The following is a 20717-nucleotide window of genomic DNA, read 5'->3' on the forward strand; positions in this document are numbered from 1 at the left end:
TCCAACCTCCCTGCCGTCAATCGAAGTCTGGCCCATCTTGTTATCTCCACTTGGAGTTGCCATTATTCTCCTTGGGAATAACGGGGAATGGACGAGGAGAACTTAATCCTTCGATTTGGATTCCGATAAGAAGAGGTGCTGAATGAGTGCTGTAACCTATCAAGGACCGAATAAGGTTGAAGTGACGAAGGTGCCGGACGCTGCCATCGAGAAGAGAGATGATATCGTGGTCAGAATGACGAGCACGGCCATCTGCGGCTCGGATCTTCATCTGTATAAGGGGAATTTCCCTCTGCCGCACGGTTATGTGATCGGCCATGAGCCGATGGGAGGCGGAGCGGATGCGGTCATCGACTGCGTCGGGATGGACGGGAAGAAAACGCCGCTTGAATACATCGAGCAGAAGCTGAAGCTGCAAGGCGGGATGCTCGGTCCGATCCAGTTCTCGACCAAAGCCGTGCGCAAATTCGGAACCGTACAGCTAACGGGGGTATACGGCGGCAATTACAATCTTTTCCCGCTTGGGGCCTTCTTCTCCAGAAACATAACGCTGAGAATGGGACAAGCCCCGGTCATTCACTACATGCCGGAGCTGTTCCGCAAGATCATGGACGGCGAGTTCGACCCGAAGGCGATCGTCACCCACCGCCTTCCCCTTGGCGAAGCCAGTCACGCCTATTCGATCTTTAACGGGCGCGAGGACAATTGCATCAAGGTCGTATTGAAGCCCTGAACGCTTTGAACGCCCTGAACAACTTGAACTTGAACGTCTAACCCATACGATCCTTATCGGGCCAGAATGAATCGATTCCACTTCCGCTGCCATTCGACGTCGTTCCAGAACGGATGATGAGGCGCGCAGTTCGAGCACAGCGTCATCCCCCAGAAGCCGAGGGACATGCCCTTGCGGAGGCAATATTCCGCGATGTACTTACCCACCGGGCCTTCCTCGAACCCCGCATGGAGCGGCGTGTAGCCGACATAGCCTTCGCCGATGACGATCGGCAAACGCTGGCGGCGGTTCCAGACGGCCACTTCCTCGAAGCGGTCGTCCGCCTTCTGCAGCATGGCGAGCTTGTGGTCCGCATAGCGGTCATACAGGAACAGATCCCACTTGTCCGGATCCGCCCAATCGTGCAGGTAGATCAGCTTCATCCCGACCGGGTTGCCCTCCATCCGCCATTCCTGGCCCGGGGGCAGCGTCCATCGTTCGAACGGGGGAGCGTCTTCCCGAAGCAAGGATTGCACGAACGGGTTGGGAAAAGGAACGCTGTCGTCGTCGAGTCCCGCACTTGCCATCAGCTCATTGAGCACGCCCTTGATATAGAGGTGATAATGGCCGACCTGCAGGTTGCGGGCGACGAAAGCTTTCGGGTAAGCTTCGTTCAGCGTGTAACTCGCGGTCATGAGAATATCGGGATGGCTCTCCCTCAGGTACCCGACCGCTTCCTCGATATAGGGCTGCATGGCCTCGACCAGCCCAGGCGTGTCGTTCCCGGCAATGCCTTGGGCGGTTCCGACGGCCGTCAGCTGTCCGAACTCGACCTCGTTATGCAGCTCGGCGTAGACGATCCGATCGCCATGGCCGGCGGCTTTGACGAAGCGGATGAGCTGGTCCATCGACCTTGCGATCGCCATGAAACGCTCCTCTGGAGGAATCGCCGCCAACTCGTCGCGCAGCTTGGGCTCCGCGAGGAAGCTCGGGCTCTGCTGGTACTCCCAGGAGGAGAGCATGATGTAGCAACCATGCTCCTTCGCCTGGCGGAACAGCTCCAGCAGATGGGCGTGCCCGTCCAGCTCGGCGCCGCCTCGGCAGTTGTACCAGCGGGTGCGCTGGCCGACCTCGCCGAGATTGCCCAGCTTCAGCGGTCCCGGCCGCTTGCCTTCCGCCGTGAACAGCAGGTACGGCATCGCGCAGATCCGGATGGTGTTGTAGCCCCGGTCGACCGCTTCCCGGAATCGGGCGCCGAGATCGTGGTACGGCTCTCCCGGCAGCGTCATCGTGTACCAGGAGAAGTCCCACATGGTGATGGTCAGTTTGCGCGGCAGATGGTCGGGGATCCTCTCGCTCGCTTCCGTTGTCATACGCTATCCGTCCCTTCCCTATCGGCTTGATGTAGAATCGCTCCTTGATGGTTCGGCTCCAGCTCCAGCACCTGAGCGAAGCAGCCATCCGCTTCCTCCTGACGCTGCAGGCCGAGTAACCCGAGCGCCTTCATATAGAAGCAATGAATCCGGTTGCGCAGGTTGAGGTCGTCTTCGAACACGAGGAAGTCGGGCAGCGAGACGGCGAAGTAATCCACCTTCACGTCGTCGAACCGGTGTTTCTCCGCGTAATCGATCAGCTTGTTGAACCGGCGGCGCGCTTCCTTGATATTGCCGAGCTTGAGCCAGGCCAAGCCTTGGTAATAGATCATGTCCGGCGGCTGGTCGTTGTAGTACATCGCGCTGGCCGGTTCTTCCAGCCCTTGGGACGCTCGGCTGAACGCGCGGAACGCTTCATCCGTTCTTCCCAGCTTCTCATAAGCGCAGCCCAAATAGTACCAGATGTTGTTCTCCTGCGCGCCCTCCAGCTTGCCCTCGCCGAGATTCGCCGGATAGACGAGCGCTTCCTGCAGTCTCCGAACGGCTTCGTTCCACTCGCCATCCCCGAGAGCCGCCTTCGCCAGCTCCACTTGAGCGAGAACGTACTGTCCAGTCGCTTTGCCTTCGCCGCCCTCCCACGGGTGGAAAATCCGTCCCGCCAGCAGGCTCAGAGCCGACTCGTGCCGCTTAAGCGTGTTCTGAAGCGTGACATACTCAAGATAGAGATCGTCCCGCTTCTCCACGATCGGCCGATGACGCTCCAGGAACGCCAGCCGCCGTTCCGGCTGCACCCTTCTCTTCTTGTACAGCTGGTCCAATTCATAGAGAACCCGAGCATCGGCCGGGTTCAGCGCGAAGGCTTGCTCCAGGGACGCTTCCGCCCGTTCCGGCTGACCCAGCTTGTTGTAATAGGCGAGCGCGAGGTTGCGATGGACGACCGGCAGGCTGTCGTCGATCGTCCGGGAAACCTCCCAGCTCGCGACGGCGTCAAGCGGACGCTTCTTGTCGTACAGCAGATTGCCCAAGTAATAAGGCGCGCGCGAATCCGCAGGGTTGCGGCGAGCGGCAAACTCCAGCGCGTCCATCTCGAACAGGCGGTTCGGGAAGCAGTAATCCGGCGATGCCGCGGCCGCGTCGGCCCAAGCCGCCTTCGCTTCCTCCGCTTGCCCGGCCTTGTGCAAGCAATACGCCCTTGCATAATGAACCATCGGATAAGCCTTCGCCTTCGCCGGGGCTTCCTCAAGCAGGGTTGCGGCTTCCTCGTAGCGTCCAGCCGCCGCATAGTCCTCGGCCAGCGCCAAGTAATTATGCGCGTCTCCTCTAAGCAGAGCTTCCCATTGCTCGCGAGCCATCGAAGCTTCCGCTCCCCTGCCGAGCGCCTCCAGGGCCAGCGCCTTCTCCCGATGGGCGCCGAAGTCGGCGATATCCAGCGCGAGCGTCTCCTCGCACGCTCGCAGCGCCTCTTCGAGCCGCCCCAGCTTGCGAAGCAAGGTCGCCTTCAGGTGACGCGTCTTGTAATTGCGGGAGTTCCGCACCAGTGACCGTTCCGCCAGCTCCAGCGCCTCCGGATACTCTCCTCTTCCGGCAGCGATCTGCGCCAACGAAAGATAGCCCGCATCCTGCCATGCCGCCGACCAGACCGACTTGTAGAAGGCGGCGAACGCTTCCTCCAGCCGGTCCTGATGCTTCAGCGACAAGCCTAGCTGATAGTACGCCTCCCCGTCGTACGGGTTCGGATTGCGCCAGGTCACCCGCTTGACGGCGCGGCGGAAGTGCTTCTCGCTCTCCGCATACAAGCCTCGGCGAAGTAGCAGCGTGCCGTACGCCACATTGATGCGCGCGTCGTCCTCGTCCCTGAGCAGCCCTTCCAGATAGTAATCTTCCGGCTCGAAGGTCGCATGCCGATATTGCTCCAGATGCAGCCCGGCCAGGTACAGCTCCTCGTTCGTCTTCAATTCCTTCGGCTCCGGCAATGGGGAAGCGGCATCCGGAATCGGCTCCTCTACCGGCCGCTTCGGCTGATAGCCGATCAACTCCCGGCCGTCCGCATCCTTGACCGACAGCCTGAGCTCGTAGTCCTGAACCCCTTCCGGCAGCTTGACTTCGCACCGATAAGCTGCGTCCGGCGCCAGGTCGACACGCTCTTGCGCATAAACCGCGTTCGGCCCGCTTAATTCAATCGAAGCCCCCGCAACCCGCGAAGTCGCGTATACCGACACCCCCGCCGTTCCCGTCTCCCCGTTGATCTCCAGGTTGACCGCCGCGTCGACGGACGCGTTCTTGACGACGCCGATGTCCTTGTACGGCATGAAGTACTGCGTGAACGACTTCTCTTCGTATGGCTGAAGCCACGTAAAATCCGGCTGATTGTCGGTGAACACGCCGGTCATCAGCTCGATGTACGGCCCGTCCTCGTCCGTCAGGTTGCGGTCCCAAGCCTGGCCGAACTCCCCGTTGCCCCAGGTCCACTGCTTCTTGCCCGGCGAGACATGGTGGTTCGCCACGTGCAGAAGGCCGGCCTTCTTGGCATGGTCGTAGCCGCCGACGAAGTTGTAATCCGACTTGTACGCCATGTACGACGTCGGAACCGGGATGTTCTTGTAACGCGAGATGTCGACGCCCGCGGAATAATCCATCTTGTAATAAGTGCCCGTCGCGATCGGGAACCGCGACACGTCCCGCTTCCCGTGATCGAACACGGCCGTCACGTCCGGAGGGAACACCGATTGCGTATGGTCGTTCACCGCGACCGCCGGGTTCGCCCACCAGAGGAACGTCTGCGGCTCATCGGTGCGGTTGTACAATTGCGCGTTGATCTCCAGATAGGCCCGCCCCGGATATAGCGTGAACCCGGTCGTTACCTTCGTGCCGTACATCCGGTCGATCTCGCTCACCCACGCCGTCGCGCTTCCGTCGTCCTTTTCCGCGAATGTGCATTCAACCGGTCCGTACGTATTCGGGCGATGGTGCTGAGGCCAGTTGAACTCGATGCCGCCCGAGATCCAGGGCCCCGCCAGGCCGACGAGCGCCGGCTTGATCACCTGATTGTAGTAGACGAAGTCATAATCGTTCGTCTTGTCGACGGCCCGATAGATACGCCCGCCTAGCTCCGGCATGATCTCGATCCGCACGTACTCGTTCTCCAGATAGACGATCCGATAATCCTGAGGCTTCTTCTCGTCTTCGATCTTATCGATGACCGGATGCGGATACACCCGGCCCGAGCTTCCTTGATAGACGCGTTTCTCCAGGAACATCGGGTTCTTGTCCGGCTGGCCCACCCCGTAAGTCGGGATCGATACGACCGCTTCCCAGACGCGCGCTCTCTCCTTGCCGCTCATGCTCATCACTCCCAGGCTCTTGTAATCGCTTTAATCTATCTCCAGCTTACAAGTCCCAAAGGGCTCCGACAATTGACAATCAACGGATAATGATGGATTATATTCGTATTTCAATTCGATTTACAGGAGTCGGTCCCCATGGAGAAAAAAGCGACAGGATTCGCATCGGAGAAGCTGTACGTGCTGCCTTCCTACCTGGAGGATGAACGAAAGTCGCATCCGCTCACGTCCGACGCCTATATCACCGATATCGGGAGCTTCCCCGCGGCCCGCTATCATTATCGCGAGAGGCCGCAGGGCTGCGATTCGCATATCTTCATCTATTGCGCGAGCGGCCAAGGCTGGGTGCAAACGGAGGGCAACGCTGCGGAAAAGGTGGCGGCGGGGAGCTTCGCGTTCATTCCGATGGGGACGCCCCATGCGTACGGAGCGGACGAGGCGGATCCCTGGACGATCTACTGGTTCCACCTGAAGGGAGACGGGGCCCGGCACTTCGTCGAGCTGCTGAAGTCCTACCCCTCGCCGATCTCTCTTCCCGCTCCCGATGAACGCAAGCTGCTGGAGCTTTTCCATGAATGCTACGAGCTTCTCGTATCCCGGGCCTATTCCGCGGTCCATCAGGCTCAGGTGTCCCAATGCGTTCGGTACCTGCTCTGCTTGGTCGCCTCCGCCGCTTCCCGCCGAGAGGACGTCCGCTCGCAGGGCCATGTCGACCGGGCGATCCGGTACATGAACGACCGGTTGGAGGAATTCTTGACGCTCGACGAGCTCAGCCGCCAGGTTCGGCTCTCGAAGGCGCATCTGATCGCGATCTTCAAGCGGGAGACCGGGTGCGCCCCGATCGACTACTACCTGCGCCTCAAGATGCAGCGGGCCGGCCAATACCTGGACTTGACGGACAACACGATCAAGGAAGTCGGGGCCGCGGTCGGCTTCAAGGATCCGTATTACTTCTCCCGGCTGTTCAAGCGGATTATCGGACAAGCTCCTTCGGAGTATCGGAATCGGCTGAAGGGGTGATGTTCCCCATCCACACATTAAGGGATGAGCTTAACCGGCTCGCATCTTGAAAGCCTTGCTCGTACAAGGCGGTCAGCTTGACCGGATCGCGCTCCATGCGACCGACCGTGAGGGGCTGGCTCGGCCGGATGACGAAGACGCTGCCGCGCTTCTCCTGCTCGGCGATATAGTCGAGGGTGTCGTTATACGTCCGGTGCCGGTTCAGCATCGTCTCGACGAAGCGAGGATATCGCCGGTACGCGCGGCGCAGCAGCCAAGCGTTGCTCGCCGGCGACTTGCGGTAATCGGCGTTGCGCGTCAGGATGATGACGTTGCGGGCGTTGCCTTCGGCTTCCGACCGGCGAAGCGGAATCGGATCGGAGATGCCTCCGTCCAGAAGCTTCTTGCCCTCATACTCGACGATCGGTGCGATGAACGGCAGAGAGCTGGATGCCCGTAGCACCTTTAGCACATCGATTCCGGGGGAACTCTTGCGATAGTAGACCGGCTGCCCGGTCAGGCAGTCGGTCGTCCCGACGACAAGCTCCTCGGTGCTGCGCCCGAACGTCTCGAAGTCGAACGGAACGAGCGTATTCGGGATCTCGTCGAATATAAAATCCATCCCGAACAGCTGCCGCTTGCGGATCAGGTTCTTCCAGGACAGATAGCGCGGATCCGAGACGTAATCGATGTTCACGATCCGATTCCGCCCCCGCTGGCGGGACAGGTAGCTGGCCGCCATGCAAGCGCCGGCCGATACGCCGATCGTGTAGGGGAAGATCAAGTCCTGCTCCGCGAAATAATCCAGCACGCCGGCCGTATACACGCCGCGCATGCCTCCTCCTTCCAGCACCAACCCGATGGACGACATGGACTAAGCCTCCTTGTTCCGATTCTCGTTTATTCGACTATCGTCATTGTAGTCATTGTAGTCATCGTTCATCGGGCTCGTCAATTTTGCAGCCTTAAGATCGTCGTCGCGGCTCCCCCTGTCGTTTGACTTTCGGGCGGAAGAGTCGGATGATGATCGTAATATTCGCAACGCTTATCGAAAGGGTGATCCCCATGAGAATAGGAATTCTCGATCAAGCCCCGATCGCCAAGGGCAACACGGCGACCGGCGCGCTTCAGAACGCGGTAGAGACCGCCAAGCTGGCGGACGAACTGGGTTACCACCGCATGTGGATGGCCGAGCACCATAACCTTCGCACCCTCGCGAGCAGCGCTCCCGAGATCACCGCCTCGTTCCTGGCGGCGAAGACGAGCCGCCTTCGCATCGGCACCGGCGGCGTCATGATGATGCACTACGCTCCGTATAAAGTGGCGGAAGTGTTCAAGACGCTGAGCGCCCTCGCTCCCGGCCGCATCGACTTCGGCGCGGGGCGCGCGCCGGGCGGCGATCATCGCTCGACCCAAGCGCTGGCGGTCGGACGCCCTTACATCCCGACGGACCTCTATGATAAGTTCCATACGATCTTGTCTCTGATCGGCGAGTCGCCGATCGAAGATTCGCTGCACGACGACATCGTCGCGACGCCCGCCGACATCGTGCTGCCGGAGGCGTGGCTGCTGGGCTCGACCGGCAACAGCGCCATTCGGACCGGCCGGCTCGGCGTCGGATACTCGTTCGCGCAATTTTTCAACGGGGAGATGTCCAAGGAGATCTTCGACGCCTACCGGTCGAACTTCATGCCGTCGGCGTTCATGGAGAAGCCGGTCATCAGCGTCACGTACTCGGTCTCCGTCGCGGAGACGAGAGAGGAAGCCGAATACATCGCGCTGCCCGTCGACCTCGGGCGCCTCTTCCTGATGAAGGGCCGTATCCAGCAGCCTCTCGCTCCCGAGGAAGCCCGGGATTATCCGCTCAGCGAGGTCGACCGCTCGTTCATTGAGTCCAACCGGGAGCGCGGCCTCCATCTCGTCGGCACCGCTGCCGACATCGCCGATCAGCTGCGGGCCGATCAGGAGCAATACGGCTTCGACGAAGTCATGTTCTCCGCGTCGGCTCCGAGCCAGGAGATTCGCTTGAATCAGCTTCGCTTGCTGGCCAAAGAGCTTCTGTAATCCCGATTGGAGGTCTCCTACCATGTCGAACACAAAGCTGACAACCGCCATCCTTCTATCTCTATTGATCCTAAGCGGGTGTCAATCGAACACCCAAGCGAGCAACGCCAGCCCTGCCGCCGCGACGCCAGCAACCGAGACGCCTGCCGCCACGCCGTCCCCCGCCCCGAGCGAGGAAGCGCTCCCCTCCGATTCCAATTCATCCTCCGATGCCTACATGGGAATCAAGCGGGCCGATGTCCATCGCGCCGACGGCTTCACGGAACTCTTCGAGATTGAGGATACATCGTCCTCATCCTTCGAGCCCCTCCTCAAAACAATCGGAAGCGTCTATTTCGTCGCTCAGCGGGGCGGAGCCGGAATCAACGAATCCGGGGAGGATCGCCATATCGTAAAGGCAAGCGAGCTCCCGATCCTGTCGACGAGCAAGGAAGCGCAGTCGGACCTGAAGTCGGCTTACATCCGCTTGGAATGCGCTCCCTCTATTCCGGAAGCCGGAACAAACGACATGGGGCATAGGGATATCCTCCTCTATCAGGACCCGGACCGCTTGGACAACGCTTATCTGGCCGTGCAGAATCCGGAGAACGCGGACGTATGGACGCAATTCGACATGCCCGGTTACGGTACTTGGCTAAGCAAGGAGCTTGATCTTGTCCTTCGCGCGGGATTCGGCTTTTAACGGGCGCTTCGATGGCTACACTATTCCTATCCTGTCGCAGCCTATCTTGGCTCGTATTCACATTCCCAGAACCATTCGACAACCCATCAGGAGGAACCGGCCATGCGCCTCTTCACCGCCATCCCTATCCCGCAAGACGTCATCGTTCCGCTTAACCAGTGGGTTCAAGCCCGCAAGGATGAGCTGGCTTTTCGCAAGTGGACGCACCCGCAGGATTATCACATCACGCTTCAGTTCCTCGGCGAGGTTGCCGAGGAACGGGTAGACGAGCTGAATGCCGCGTTGGAGCATATCCTGTTCACTCCGCTGTCCCTTGGCTTGAACGGAGGAGGAACGTTCGGGGCTCCTCGGGCGCCGAGCGTGCTGTACGCCGGGCTGCGCGGCGAATTGGAGAGGCTGGCCATGCTGCAAGCGGCCATCGTCCGCGCGACGGAGCCGCTTGGCTTCGCCGCGGAGAAGCGCCCTTACTCTCCTCATCTCACGTTAGCACGCCGTTTCGCCTCCGAAGACGGATCCGCTTTTCCCCGCGGCCTGTTGGACACCATGCCATCCGATCTCGCCTGGACGGCGGACCGGTTCGTGCTGATGAAGACTCACCTGAATGCCTCGCCTATGTACGAGAGGATTCGCGAATATCAGTAGCACTCCCTGAACCAAAGGGATAAGGTACTGTTTCCTCGCGGAATCATTTACTTTTCTCGGCCAGCCCGATATAGTTCTGACTATAACGAATGGTTTGGTGGGATTAGAAATGGGCTTGTTGATCACCGTTTCTCTGTTTGTCCTAGCGGGACTGGCGGAGATCGGCGGCGGGTATTTGGTCTGGCTCTGGCTTCGCGAAGGCAAGCCTATGGGATATGGAATCATCGGCGCTGTCGTGCTGGTCGTATATGGAATCATCCCGACGTTCCAGAGCTTCCCGTCCTTCGGGCGGGTTTATGCGGCATACGGCGGCGTCTTCATCCTTCTCGCCGTGCTGTGGGGGTGGCTAGTCGATAAGCGGACGCCCGATCTGTACGATTGGGTCGGCACCGCCGTCTGCCTGATCGGAGTGGGGATTATCCTCTGGGCGCCTCGCAGTTAACGCGATGTCGTCCCTAACCACCGGCTTCAGCCGGCGATTTGCACGCTAACTGATGGCTGGCATAGCGGGCAGCTAGCTTATCAGGCGGCCGATACTAGCCTAATGAGTGTAGGTTAACGGCTAACGGAATTTTCAGCCGCTTAAAGCTCGAAATATAGCCTTTTTGAAATCTAACGGAAATATGCGACGCTTAGAATGTGCTTTTACCTCGACGAGCGTGATTTTTGTCTCCTAAGGGGCTGTAATTTCCTTTAGAATCCAGAAGCCGTCAATCAGCGCCTGTAAGGGTCTCAAATTTCCGTTAAAAATCAAGTGAGTTGAAGCGAAGGATCGCTGAATGCGCGCCGAATGGGAGTTTCATAAACTTTCCTGCCCCCAACCGCCTCCCCCCCTACCCTACCTTTAGGGGAACCTAAGCTTTCCTGCACCCTGCCCCCTACTCTGCCTTTTGGGGAACCTAATCTTTCCTGCACCCTGCCCCCTACTCTGCCTTTTGGGGAACCTAAGCTTTCCTGCCCCCTGCCCCCGCCGAATGGGGTTTCCATGGGAGTTTCCATGGGATTTAGGTTGGGGCTGCTCCTGCAAGAAGGACTCCTGCCGCAGAGACAGGAGTCCTTCCTACTTACCTACCTATTTTCCTCGATACTAATCCGCTTACTCCGCCAGGTCCCACTCGTTCACGTTGTTGAAGGTCCCGAGATTAAGCGGCTTCCCGACGAGCACGTTCTTGGATACCGCTTGAAGACGCTTCTCCGAATAGATGCTGATCGTCGGAAGATCGTCGTGCAGAATCTGCTGCAGCTGGTTGTAGATCTCGTGCCTCTTGGCGGTGTCCGGCTCGGTGGCGCCTTGCGCGATCAGCTCATCCGCCTTCGGGTTGTTATAGAGAAGGAAGTTGTTGGCATTGTCGCTCTTGAACAGCGAGAAGTAGTTGCTAGGCTCGACGTAGTAGTCGCGATTGAAGATCGTCAGGTCATACTCTCGTTTGTCTATCTTCTGGATAAGCGTGCCGAAGTCGAACTTCTGCACGTCTACCTTGAAGCCGACATCCTTCAGGTTCTGCACGAGAATATCGGCCGCTTGCTCGCGAACCTTGTTCCCGACCGGAATGAGGAAGCGAAGCGCCTTCTTCGTATCGTAGCCCGATTCCTTCAGAAGAGCCTTGGCTTTGTCCGGATCGTACGTAATTAGCTGAATGCCCTTATTGTAGTAAGGATTGTCGCTCGGAACGCTCCCGTCGATGACTTCCGCCTGTCCCTTGAGCAGCTGATCCACGATCAGTTGGCGATTGAGGGCATACGCGATCGCTTGCCTTACTTTGACGTCGGACAACGTCTTGTTGTTGAAGAAGAGCTCCGCCGGCTCGGACGGACCGCTGGAATCCACATTGACGTTCGACAGGGCCTTCACCTTGTCGTATTCCGTGATCGGAATCAAGCCGACAGGCAGCGAATTCAGCTGGATGCCCCCGGTCTGAAGCTCCGCCACCAGGTTGGTCGCCGGCAGCACCTTCACGTAAATTTTGTCTAGCTTCGCGACCGGACGGTAATAGTTATCGTTGCGTACGACCTCCGTATACTGGTCCTTGGCGAAATTCGCGAGCTTGAACGCCCCGATCGTCACCTCCGGCTTCTGGAAGTAGGGATTCGTGGCTAGCTGCTCGGGAGCAACGTCCTTAAGGACGTGTTCGGGCAGAAAATACACCTTTGTCGCGAAAGTCTCCTTAAAGATATTTGGATCGATCGGCGTTTTCGTCTTCACTTCGAATGTATGGTCATCCACGATTTTCAATCCGGAGATGTCGGTTTGGCCTTCCTCCAGCTTCCCGGCATCGTTCGTGCCCTCGATGAAGTTCAAGCGGAAGCTGCTCTCCACCTTCGGATTGAGCGCCGTCTTCAGCGTGAACAGCACGTCGGCCGTCGTGAACGGCTGGCCGTCGTTCCACTTGGCGTTCGCGTTCAGCTTCACGACGTAAGTCTGATTGTCCTGCGTCTCGACGGAGTCCGCCAGCTTGGGCAGGAATTCATAAGAGGTGTTGATATCCAGCAGCGAGTCGTTGATAAGCGCCAGTACCGTATCCGAGGCGGAATCGCCTTGGTCGTTGATCTGGTTGAGGGTAAGCGGGGAATTGACGATGCCGATCGTGACGACCTTCTCTTTGGCTGGCGACGTCTCCGGCGATGCGGACGGGGAGTTCGACGCCGAAGCCGTGCTTGCGCTCGGCGATGAGGTCGCTCCCTCTTGGCTGCCGTTCGAATTGTTGGAGCCGCATGCCGCCAAGATGACCAGCATGGACGCAAGCAGAGCCCCCAGAATAACGCGTAAGGATGATTTCATTTTTCTCCTCCTAGATTGTTTTTGTCGTTATGACGTTTTTGCTTCTATGAAAAGGTTGCAAGCAACCGTCTCATTCCTTCGGATCGAGCGCATCCCTTAACCCGTCCCCGACGAAGTTGATCGCCAGAACGGTAATCAGAAGCATGGAGCCTGCCGGAACCCAGAGCCACGGCTGATCGGTCAGCACGGTGAGGGATTGGGCGTCGGACAGCATGTTGCCCCAGCTGGCGGTTGGGGGAGGAACCCCCATGCCCAGGAAGCTTAGGCCGGCTTCGCTTAGAATGGCGTTGGCGATGCCGAACGTCGCGTTGACGATGATCGGCCCCATCGCGTTCGGCAGCAGGTGGCGGAAGACGATTCGCGGCGCGCTGAGGCCCAGCGCCCTGCCCGCCTTCACGTAATCCAACTGCTTGAGCGACAGCACGCTGCTTCGGACCAGCCTGGCGACGGTCGGCCATGAGAAAAGAGCGAGCACGCAGATGATGGTCTGAAGGCTGGCTCCCAGAGCGCTGACGACGACGAGTATCACCATCAGGAACGGGAATGCCATGAACATATCGGTTATTCGCATGACGATCATGTCCAGCCATCCGCCGACGTAGGCGGAGACAAGGCCGATAAGAGTCCCGAGCGAAACGTAGATCGCCACGGTCGAGAACCCGACAAGGAGGGAGACGCGAGACGCCATGATCAGCCGGCTCCATACGTCCCGCCCGACTTGATCCGTCCCCAGCCAATGCTCGCCGGACGGAGGAGCCGAGAAGAACGCGGTAACGGCGTAAGGGGAATGCGGGATCAACAGCGGCGCCAGCAGGGCGACCAGAATAAGGAACAGCGTTATGGCGAGGCCGATCACCGCCGGTTTGTTCCTGGCGAATCGTGCCGACACCTGCTTAAAGTAACTTTCCGCGGACTCCTGAACGACTTCCGCGTCCGGATCGGCGTTGTTGGCGGGACTAGGCCAGCTAAGCTCGGTTGCGTTCAACGGACCACCCCGTTTCAACTGTATTTGATTCGCGGATCGGCAATCGAATAGAGAATGTCGATGAGCAGGTTCGTCGCCAGAACGACCACGGCGGCAACGAGATTCAGAGCCATCAGGATCGGATAGTCTCTCGAGAGAATGGATTGCATCGTCAGCTGGCCAATGCCCGGCCATTGGAAAATCTGCTCGATGAGGATGCTTCCTCCCAAGAGCAGAGGGATCTCCATGCCGAATACCGTAATGATGGGCAGGAGCGCGTTGCGCAGGGCGTGCTTGTTCGTCACGATAAATTCGCGGACTCCCTTCGCCCTCGCCGTCCGGAGATAGTCCTGCTTCAGAACGTCGAGCATGCTCGCCCGGACGTATCGGATCTTCTTGCCGACGACCGCCACCGCGAGGACTCCGGCAGGCAGTACCAGATGATAGAGCGTATCCAGCGCTCCTCCGCTTCCGGTCAGATCCTTCATCCCGCCCGTAGGAAGCAGCTTAAGCTTCAGGGCGAACAAGTAGATCACCCCGAGTCCTAGGAAAAATTGGGGGATCGACGTTCCGATAAACGACAGGCCGGTCATCAGGTAATCGAATTTGCTGTTGTGCTTGACGGCGCTGAACACCCCGATCGGAATGGCGATCAGCAGCCCGGCGGCCAGCGCGGTGAAGGCGAGAAGCAGAGTCGGACCGAGCCGGTCCCCGATCATCTTCGACACCGGAGCATAGGAGCTGAAGGAATAGCCGAAGTCTCCGTGCAGCAGGTTCCTCAGCCATTGCCAGTATTGCTCGTAGAAGGGGCTGTTCAGGCCGAGCATCTCCTTCTTCGCTTCCAGCAGCTCCGGCGGCGTATTGGGATCGATGAACATGTCGACCGGGTTCCCCGGAGCAAGCTTGATGATGATAAAATTGATAACGGTCACGCCGAGCAACACCGGAATGGAGATCAGCAGGCGCCTTATGATATAGGGTAGAATATCGTTTCCTCCTTCCCGTCGTTTAATCGAGCGGATAGTGACAAGCGACGGAATGGGAACCGCCGGTCAATGGCGGCTCTTCTTGCCTGCATCTTGCCTGCGCGTATGGACAGCGCGTATGGAAGCGGCAGCCCGATGGCGGATTCGCCGGACTCGGCATCTCCCCTTCGATTACGATCCGATCCCGGGCGCGCTGCCTCGGATCCGGAATCGGGTTCGCGTTCAGCAGAATTCTCGTATACGGATGCTTCGGAGCTTCGAACAAGCTTCTCGTGTCCCCGAGTTCGACGATTTTCCCGAGATACATGACGGCGATCCGGTCGCTGATATAGCGAACGGCGTCCAGCCCGTGGGCGACGAACACGTACGTCAGCTTCAGTTCTTGCTGAAGATCCTTGAGCAGGTTCAGAATCTGCGCCTGAATCGACATGTCGAGCGCGGATACCGGCTCATCGCAGACGATCAGCTCCGGCTGCAGCGAGAGCGCCCGGGCGATGCCGATTCGCTGCCGCTGGCCCCCCGAGAATTCGTGGGGATACCTCGAACGGCTCGAGCGAGGCAGGCCGACCATGTCGAGCAGCCGATCCACCCTCTGAGGAACGGTCCTCCTGTCCGCGGCTCCATGAGCGAGCAGCGGTTCTGTCAGAATCTCATTCACCCTCATGCGAGGATTCAGCGAAGAATACGGATCTTGGAAAATCATCTGCAGCTTCCTGCGAAGCGGCCTCATCCGCCGCTCCGAATATCGGGTAATGTCCTCCTGCCCGAACCGGATTGTCCCTTCGCGCGGCTCCTCCAGCCGGATGATCGTTCTTCCGAACGAGGATTTGCCGCAGCCCGACTCCCCGACCAGCCCGATCGTTTCTCCCGGGTAGATATCGAGAGTGACATCGTCGACCGCCTTTACCTGGCCGACCGTCCGGCCTAGAACTCCCCGCCGAATCGGGTAATAGGTCTTCAAACGTTCGATCCTCAGCAGAGGAGCTCGCGCGGGTTCAGCGCCAATAGGGGTCAAGGTCTTCATCGTTCGGCCTCCTCGGCTCCTGCCGCTAACGGAAGATTTCCTCTGAATGCAACCGGACATCTCACTTTATGGCTTCCTCCTATGCTCTCCAGCTCCGGCTCGCCGCGCTTGCAAGCCTCTTCCGCATGAGGACAGCGGGGGTGGAACCGGCAGCCGGCCGGAAGGTGCCGCAAGGAAGGAACGCTTCCCGGAATGGCCTCTAATCTTCCCGGATGATCGGCCAGCGTCGATGGCAAGGAACGAAGCAGGCCTTGCGTATAAGGGTGCCGCGGATTCTCGAAGATTGAATAGACATCCGCCTCCTCCACGATCTGGCCCGCGTACATGACGATGACCCGGTCCGCCATCTCGGCGACGACGCCAAGATCGTGGGTGATGAGCAGGATCGCCATTCCGTTTCTCTCCTGCAATTGCTTAAGCAGCTCCAGAATTTGCGCCTGGATGGTCACATCCAGCGCCGTCGTCGGTTCGTCCGCGATGAGAAGGCTCGGCTGGCAAGCCAGCGCCATCGCGATAACGACCCGCTGCCGCATTCCTCCCGACAGCGCATGCGGATAATCGTTATAGACGGCTTCGGGACGGGCGATGCCGACGTCGCGAAGCACCTCGACCGCACGCGATTTAGCGGCTCTTCCTCTCAAGTCGGTATGCAGCTTGATCGCTTCGACCAGCTGGCTGCCGATCGGGAACACGGGATTAAGCGAAGTCATCGGTTCCTGGAAGATCATCGAGATCTCCTTGCCGCGAATCCGCCTTAGCCGCTCCTCGGACAGGGAAGCGAGGTTCTCGCCTTTAAGCCGGACATCCCCTTCCCTGATTCGGCCATTGTCTCCAAGCAGACGGAGAATGGATAAGGAGGTTACGCTCTTGCCGCTCCCCGATTCGCCGACGATGCAGACCGTCTCTCCGGCTTGAACGGCCAGAGAGATTCCATCGACGGGAACGACCTCCCCGTTCCGGGTCTGGAACGATACCGAGAGCCCCTCCACCTCGAGCAGCAGCCCGTCATCCGTTCGCTCTTGGATTCGACTCATCTCGTCACCGCAACGGGCTCGGGAGCATTCACTTCGGGCGGAATGGCTGCCGCGTAAGTTCTGCCTTTTCTCGCCTTATCGAACTCGTCTTTGGCCTGTCCCAATGCCTCTCCTCCGTCGGTGAGCAGCTCATACCCCGCCAAGGCGAGCAGCTTGGCGGCATAATGCATTCCTTTGAGCCCGATGGGGGAACCGAAAGCCGCCGTCGCTTGCCAAGTATGGAGCTGTACCCCGGCAGGCGCGCACGTCGTCATGATCGAGCCGGTCGGGACGATCCAGGAGACGTCGCCCAGATCGGTCGAGCCTCCCCCGGAAGAACCCGCGAGCTTGAAGAAGGCGGCGCCGGACGGAAGCCATCCCTCTTCGGCCAGACCGAGGTTCTCATGAAGCTGGACGGCTTGCTTGAGCGCCTCCGGATCAAGCGTCCGAACCAAGGCCTCGGCCCAGTCCCGTTCCTCGTCCGTGAACGCAAGGGCGCTTGCCTCTTCCGTTTGCTTCAACAGCAGCTTGCTCAGCGAATCGTTAGGCAGCACATCGTAGGCTCCGGCTTTGATCTCCCATTCGACCTCCGTCTCGGTCATCAGCGCCGCGCCCTGCGCGACCTTGGCCAATCGCCCGAATATTCCGTCTACTTGGTTCCGATCGGCCCCTCGAACGTAATACCAGACGCTTGCGCGTTCCGGCACGATGTTCGGCGCCACTCCGCCGTCGGTGATGGAGTAGTGAATCCGGACGCCGTCGGGGACATGCTCCCGCAAATAATTCGCGCCGATATTCGTGAGCTCTACCGCATCAAGGGCGCTTCTCCCCAAGTGAGGCGCGATTCCCGCGTGAGCCGTTCGCCCTTTGAACCGGAACTCGACGGAAGTAAGCGCCGAGGTGCTCGCCGACAGCGCCAGGTTTGCGGTGCCGGGATGCCAAGTCAACGCGCAATCGAGATCGTCGAACGCCCCATCTCGAGCCATGAATGTCTTGCCGGACAGCACTTCCTCCGCGGGGCAGCCATAATAACGAATCGTTCCCGGCAGCCCTTCCTCCCGCAGCCGGTTCTTTAGCGCGACAGCCGCTTCCACGCCGGCCGTGCCAAGAAGATGATGACCGCAGCCGTGCCCCGCTCCTTGGCCGGCGATCGGCTCCTGCCGCGTGCTGACCTTCTGCGAAAGCCCGGGAAGGGCATCGAATTCGCCCAGGATTCCGATGACGGGGCAGCCGGAGCCGAACTCCGCGATGAAGGCCGTCGCGATCCCGCCGACCTTCTCGCGAATGCGGAACCCCGCCTCCCTCAGCACCGCGGTTTGAGCCTTCGCCGCGAAGGTCTCCCGATAAGCCAGCTCCGGATTCTCCCATATGCTCTTAGCCAAGCTCTCGAACGCAGGCTTGTGCTCGTCGATCCAACGCTCCAAAATGGATTTGCTCATGTCCGCCCCCCAATACTTGATTTATCTTATCTAAATAATCGGAATAATGGTTGTGATCAATCTACCATTGCCAAATGATAACAGTCAATCCAGTCCGTGATAGATTATTTCTATTCTCTTATGCGGATTTTGAATAAGAAAGCCGCCCTAACGATAAGGCGGCAAAGTGAATCTATGTATGTTTAATATCAGGCTTTGACGACAGGGAATCTCAACACCGTTCTCTGCTTTGCCCGCTCGGTCTTCCGGGGATCCGACAAGTAGATCTCCCGATGAAGTTTACTCGTACGAAGATAGCCCTGCTCGGCGCAGAACGCTTCCATGCGAGCGAAGCTCGCCGGCTCCTCGTCAAAGCTTCCCTTATGCATCATCTGACAGCATAATCCCTCTTCGGCGTATTCAAACCGAATGGTCTCCAGGAACGGATTCGATTTTTTCCTTTTGGACTGGTCCAGAAATCGTTCGAAGATCTCTACCGTCACAAAATAGGGCTGGCGGATCATGATCGTATATTTAAAGTTGCTCTTGTCCGTTGCCGGCTTCGAACGGTCAACCAGGTCCCATTCGCCTTCGAGAGGAAACACCGTATATTCATAGTATCCTGCCGGCACGTTATCGCTTTTGTGAGACATTCTCACCGCATAGCTCATCGTGTACAACGCTTCTACAGCCATCGAGTATTCCTCGCCGTTCGGGTCCCCGGAACCGCTGACCATAAAGAAGGGGATCCTCGGCACTTCCACGATTTCCGGCACCGTCTTCGGCATATAAAGCTGCTTATAGTCTCTTTTATAATCTATCTTTTGACTCACAACTAACCTCCTCAGATACTAGGGCATTAACCCAATTTTAGAACATGCGTTCTTAATATACAACATTTTTTACTGCGATATCCAAAATAATAAGGGGCTGTCTCAAAAGTAAGTTCTATCTCACTTTTAGAACAGCTCGTTTAAGTAAAATGGGTTATTTTTGAAAAATAGCAGTGCCAGGGAGGCTATCCCTGCGCTGCTATTTTACGTTTTCGATTAATGGCTGCTTTCTTGAGCAGATTATGGGCAAGCGAAAGCCACCCGACCTCTAGGTTCACCTTCGGCAAGCCGCGAAGCAGGAAGCGCCGGAATCCCCGGTTGTTCTTGATCTGTCCAAACACACTCTCCGGCTCGATCATCCGCTTGACCGAGAGCGCATAGCCTTCCTCGCTTCGGAGCTTCTCTCGAACCCGTTGTTTGTATTCCTGATACTTCAGGCTTACGCTTATCTCACGATCTCCTTGAGCTTTCGTACAAGCACTCTTTAACGGACAGCCTTCGCAGCCCTCGCTGCGATAATGTCTCTTCCGGAGCTCATATCCACTATCCGTCGTCTCCTTGCTTTCGTAGCGGAAGTGTAGCTTCCGTCCCCCTGCACAACTCCAGTAATCTTCTTCTGCATGGTACTGCCAGTTATCCAGCTTGCTGATATCCTTCTGCCATGCTCTTGACTTCTCTTTATGGTAGGTGCCGTATTTGACCAACGCTTCGAGCTGTTCTTCTTCAAGGTAGGCGTAGTTCTCTTCTCCGCCGTATCCGGCATCCGCAATGATCGTTCCTGACAGTTTTCCAAGTGAGGCTTTGACCTTATCCAGGTGAGGCTTTAAGCAACGAGTATCCGTCGGACGTTGATGCAGGCTATAACCGATAATGAACTGCTCTTCCGTCCCGATTTGCACGTTGTAGCCCGGCTTGAGCTGGCCGTTTCGCATGTGATCCTCTTTCATGCGCATGAACGTCGCATCCGGATCGGTCTTGCTGAAGCTGTTTCGATCGCCGAGTATCTCTCGCTGCTTCTCMTATTTCTGGAGRCGCGGAAGGAGGTCTTTGCGGAGCACCCGTACCGTCTTCTTGAGGGGTTTGTTCTTTGGTTTATCTTGAAGCTTAGTCTCCAGCTTCTGAACAGCCGCGGCCAGCTTCTCGCTTGTCATCTGCGCCGCTTCACCTAGSTCGAGAAGATCTTCTCCCGCATGYTCTTGCTCGTCTTGGCGCTCGGACTCTGCAATAGCCTTGAATAAGGTTTGGACCTTCTCTTGAAGCTTCGCCTGTTGCTTGACGACAGCCTTGCCCCAGACAAACGTATAGCGATTTGCGTTAGCCTCGATCTTGGTGCCGTCAACGAAGTAATGGTCTAGCTTGACGTAGCCAGATTCGACAAGGAACTGAAGAACGGCGGTGAAGACGGTCTCGAGAACAGACTTCATGCGCTCAGAGCGGAACCGGTTAATGGTACGGAAATCTGGCCGTTGTCTGCCGGCGATCCACATGAACATGACGTTCTCGCGGACGGCTTTGGCGATTTGGCGAGAGGAGTARATACGCTGGGTGTAGGCGTAAATAATGACTTTGGTAAGCATCTTGGGGTGRTAGCTGTCTCGTCCGCCGCCAGGATATGCGGAAGCAAAGATCTTGTCGTCCAGACGATTRACCGCCTCGTTGACGACACGGACAAGGTGATGAGGAGGGATGTCTTCCTCGAGGTCCATTGGCAGGCAAAGTTGGTCCATGGTATARTGAATGTACAAAGAAACCGTTCCTTTCGTAAGTGGTTGGGTGGTACCTCCATTTTACCAAAGAACGGTTTCTTTGCGTTTTGAAGTTATGCATTTTCTTAAAAAAGCGATACAAAAAAGAGGGCATGTGTCTCCTGGAGGAGCGGAGCGTTTG

General features: G+C 58.1%; 17 protein-coding genes. 6 read left to right on the forward strand and 11 right to left on the reverse strand.

Annotated features, from left to right (window positions below):
• Positions 1–142: 142 nt before the first annotated feature.
• Positions 143–733, forward strand: a complete 591-nt coding sequence (locus ELR57_RS04080) for an alcohol dehydrogenase catalytic domain-containing protein (RefSeq protein WP_126957520.1) — start codon at positions 143–145, stop codon at positions 731–733.
• A gap of 53 nt (positions 734–786) precedes the next feature.
• Here the strand turns inward: ELR57_RS04080 and ELR57_RS04085 are convergent, their stop codons facing one another.
• Together ELR57_RS04085 and ELR57_RS04090 are read right to left on the reverse strand one after the other, a co-directional pair.
• Positions 787–2085 carry a cellulase-like family protein gene (locus tag ELR57_RS04085; RefSeq protein ID WP_126957522.1) on the reverse strand — a complete coding sequence of 433 codons (1299 nt, stop codon included), beginning with the start codon at positions 2083–2085 and terminating at the stop codon, positions 787–789.
• The gene (locus ELR57_RS04090) at positions 2082–5432 is read right to left on the reverse strand and encodes a tetratricopeptide repeat protein (protein ID WP_126957524.1); all 3351 of its coding nucleotides are present in this window, start codon (positions 5430–5432) and stop codon (positions 2082–2084) included. Before ELR57_RS04090 ends, ELR57_RS04085 begins: the two co-directional genes overlap by 4 nt.
• 132 nt (positions 5433–5564) lie before the next feature.
• Here ELR57_RS04090 and ELR57_RS04095 point away from each other — a divergent pair, with 132 nt between their 5' ends.
• A complete protein-coding gene (locus tag ELR57_RS04095) occupies positions 5565–6446 on the forward strand; it encodes an AraC family transcriptional regulator (protein WP_126957527.1) in 882 nt (293 codons plus the stop codon).
• On the opposite strand, the gene ELR57_RS04100 is transcribed toward ELR57_RS04095, so the two are convergent.
• Positions 6400–7296: a patatin-like phospholipase family protein gene (locus tag ELR57_RS04100; RefSeq protein ID WP_126957529.1), complete on the reverse strand. Its 897-nt coding sequence runs from the start codon at positions 7294–7296 to the stop codon at positions 6400–6402. The genes ELR57_RS04095 and ELR57_RS04100 overlap by 47 nt on opposite strands.
• A 194-nt stretch (positions 7297–7490) precedes the next feature.
• On the opposite strand from ELR57_RS04100, the gene ELR57_RS04105 reads away from it, so the two are divergent.
• The 4 genes from ELR57_RS04105 (at position 7491) to ELR57_RS04120 (ending at position 10255) form a co-directional block, all read left to right on the forward strand.
• Positions 7491–8489: an LLM class flavin-dependent oxidoreductase gene (locus ELR57_RS04105; RefSeq protein ID WP_126957531.1), complete on the forward strand. Its 999-nt coding sequence runs from the start codon at positions 7491–7493 to the stop codon at positions 8487–8489.
• Between the two features lie 22 nt (positions 8490–8511).
• Positions 8512–9171: a hypothetical protein gene (locus ELR57_RS04110; RefSeq protein ID WP_126957534.1), complete on the forward strand. Its 660-nt coding sequence runs from the start codon at positions 8512–8514 to the stop codon at positions 9169–9171.
• Between the two features lie 102 nt (positions 9172–9273).
• The gene (gene thpR / locus ELR57_RS04115) at positions 9274–9813 is read left to right on the forward strand and encodes an RNA 2',3'-cyclic phosphodiesterase (protein WP_126957536.1); all 540 of its coding nucleotides are present in this window, start codon (positions 9274–9276) and stop codon (positions 9811–9813) included.
• A 109-nt stretch (positions 9814–9922) separates the two neighbouring features.
• Positions 9923–10255, forward strand: coding sequence for a YnfA family protein (locus ELR57_RS04120; RefSeq protein ID WP_126957538.1), 333 nt, complete (start codon positions 9923–9925; stop codon positions 10253–10255).
• Positions 10256–10909: 654 nt separating this feature from the next.
• Here the strand turns inward: ELR57_RS04120 and ELR57_RS04125 are convergent.
• The 8 genes from ELR57_RS04125 to ELR57_RS04160 all read right to left on the reverse strand — a co-directional run bounded on the left by ELR57_RS04125 (position 10910) and on the right by ELR57_RS04160 (position 20575).
• Positions 10910–12592, reverse strand: a complete 1683-nt coding sequence (locus ELR57_RS04125; RefSeq protein ID WP_238162393.1) for an ABC transporter substrate-binding protein — start codon at positions 12590–12592, stop codon at positions 10910–10912.
• A gap of 70 nt (positions 12593–12662) precedes the next feature.
• Entirely contained in the window at positions 12663–13577 is a 915-nt protein-coding gene (opp4C, locus tag ELR57_RS04130) for an oligopeptide ABC transporter permease (RefSeq protein WP_126957541.1), read from the reverse strand.
• A gap of 14 nt (positions 13578–13591) precedes the next feature.
• The gene (locus ELR57_RS04135; RefSeq protein WP_192896519.1) at positions 13592–14542 is read right to left on the reverse strand and encodes an ABC transporter permease; all 951 of its coding nucleotides are present in this window, start codon (positions 14540–14542) and stop codon (positions 13592–13594) included.
• Positions 14543–14564: 22 nt separating this feature from the next.
• Entirely contained in the window at positions 14565–15566 is a 1002-nt protein-coding gene (locus tag ELR57_RS04140; protein WP_126957543.1) for an ABC transporter ATP-binding protein, read from the reverse strand.
• Complete coding sequence (locus tag ELR57_RS04145) at positions 15563–16600, reverse strand: ABC transporter ATP-binding protein (protein WP_126957545.1); 1038 nt, start codon at positions 16598–16600, stop codon at positions 15563–15565. The genes ELR57_RS04140 and ELR57_RS04145 overlap by 4 nt, the downstream gene beginning before the upstream one ends.
• Entirely contained in the window at positions 16597–18018 is a 1422-nt protein-coding gene (locus tag ELR57_RS04150) for an amidohydrolase (RefSeq protein WP_126957547.1), read from the reverse strand. Before ELR57_RS04150 ends, ELR57_RS04145 begins: the two co-directional genes overlap by 4 nt.
• Positions 18019–18206: 188 nt before the next feature.
• The gene (locus ELR57_RS04155; protein ID WP_202866399.1) at positions 18207–18830 is read right to left on the reverse strand and encodes a GyrI-like domain-containing protein; all 624 of its coding nucleotides are present in this window, start codon (positions 18828–18830) and stop codon (positions 18207–18209) included.
• A 185-nt stretch (positions 18831–19015) separates the two neighbouring features.
• Positions 19016–20575, reverse strand: a complete 1560-nt coding sequence (locus ELR57_RS04160) for an IS1182 family transposase (protein ID WP_126957549.1) — start codon at positions 20573–20575, stop codon at positions 19016–19018.
• Positions 20576–20717: the final 142 nt, after the last annotated feature.

Source organism: Cohnella sp. AR92 (assembly GCF_003990975.1).
Classification (GTDB): Bacteria; Bacillota; Bacilli; order Paenibacillales; family Paenibacillaceae; genus Cohnella.

Bases quoted from the DNA above. Each gene is read 5' to 3' on its own strand.
- ELR57_RS04080 (WP_126957520.1), top strand. From the start codon at position 143: ATGAGTGCTGTAACCTATCAAGGACCGAATAAGGTTGAAGTGACGAAG.
- ELR57_RS04085 (WP_126957522.1), bottom strand. From the start codon at position 2,085: ATGACAACGGAAGCGAGCGAGAGGATCCCCGACCATCTGCCGCGCAAA.
- ELR57_RS04090 (WP_126957524.1), bottom strand. From the start codon at position 5,432: ATGAGCATGAGCGGCAAGGAGAGAGCGCGCGTCTGGGAAGCGGTCGTA.
- ELR57_RS04095 (WP_126957527.1), top strand. From the start codon at position 5,565: ATGGAGAAAAAAGCGACAGGATTCGCATCGGAGAAGCTGTACGTGCTG.
- ELR57_RS04100 (WP_126957529.1), bottom strand. From the start codon at position 7,296: ATGTCGTCCATCGGGTTGGTGCTGGAAGGAGGAGGCATGCGCGGCGTG.
- ELR57_RS04105 (WP_126957531.1), top strand. From the start codon at position 7,491: ATGAGAATAGGAATTCTCGATCAAGCCCCGATCGCCAAGGGCAACACG.
- ELR57_RS04110 (WP_126957534.1), top strand. From the start codon at position 8,512: ATGTCGAACACAAAGCTGACAACCGCCATCCTTCTATCTCTATTGATC.
- thpR (WP_126957536.1), top strand. From the start codon at position 9,274: ATGCGCCTCTTCACCGCCATCCCTATCCCGCAAGACGTCATCGTTCCG.
- ELR57_RS04120 (WP_126957538.1), top strand. From the start codon at position 9,923: ATGGGCTTGTTGATCACCGTTTCTCTGTTTGTCCTAGCGGGACTGGCG.
- ELR57_RS04125 (WP_238162393.1), bottom strand. From the start codon at position 12,592: ATGAAATCATCCTTACGCGTTATTCTGGGGGCTCTGCTTGCGTCCATG.
- ELR57_RS04140 (WP_126957543.1), bottom strand. From the start codon at position 15,566: ATGAAGACCTTGACCCCTATTGGCGCTGAACCCGCGCGAGCTCCTCTG.
- ELR57_RS04145 (WP_126957545.1), bottom strand. From the start codon at position 16,600: ATGAGTCGAATCCAAGAGCGAACGGATGACGGGCTGCTGCTCGAGGTG.
- ELR57_RS04150 (WP_126957547.1), bottom strand. From the start codon at position 18,018: ATGAGCAAATCCATTTTGGAGCGTTGGATCGACGAGCACAAGCCTGCG.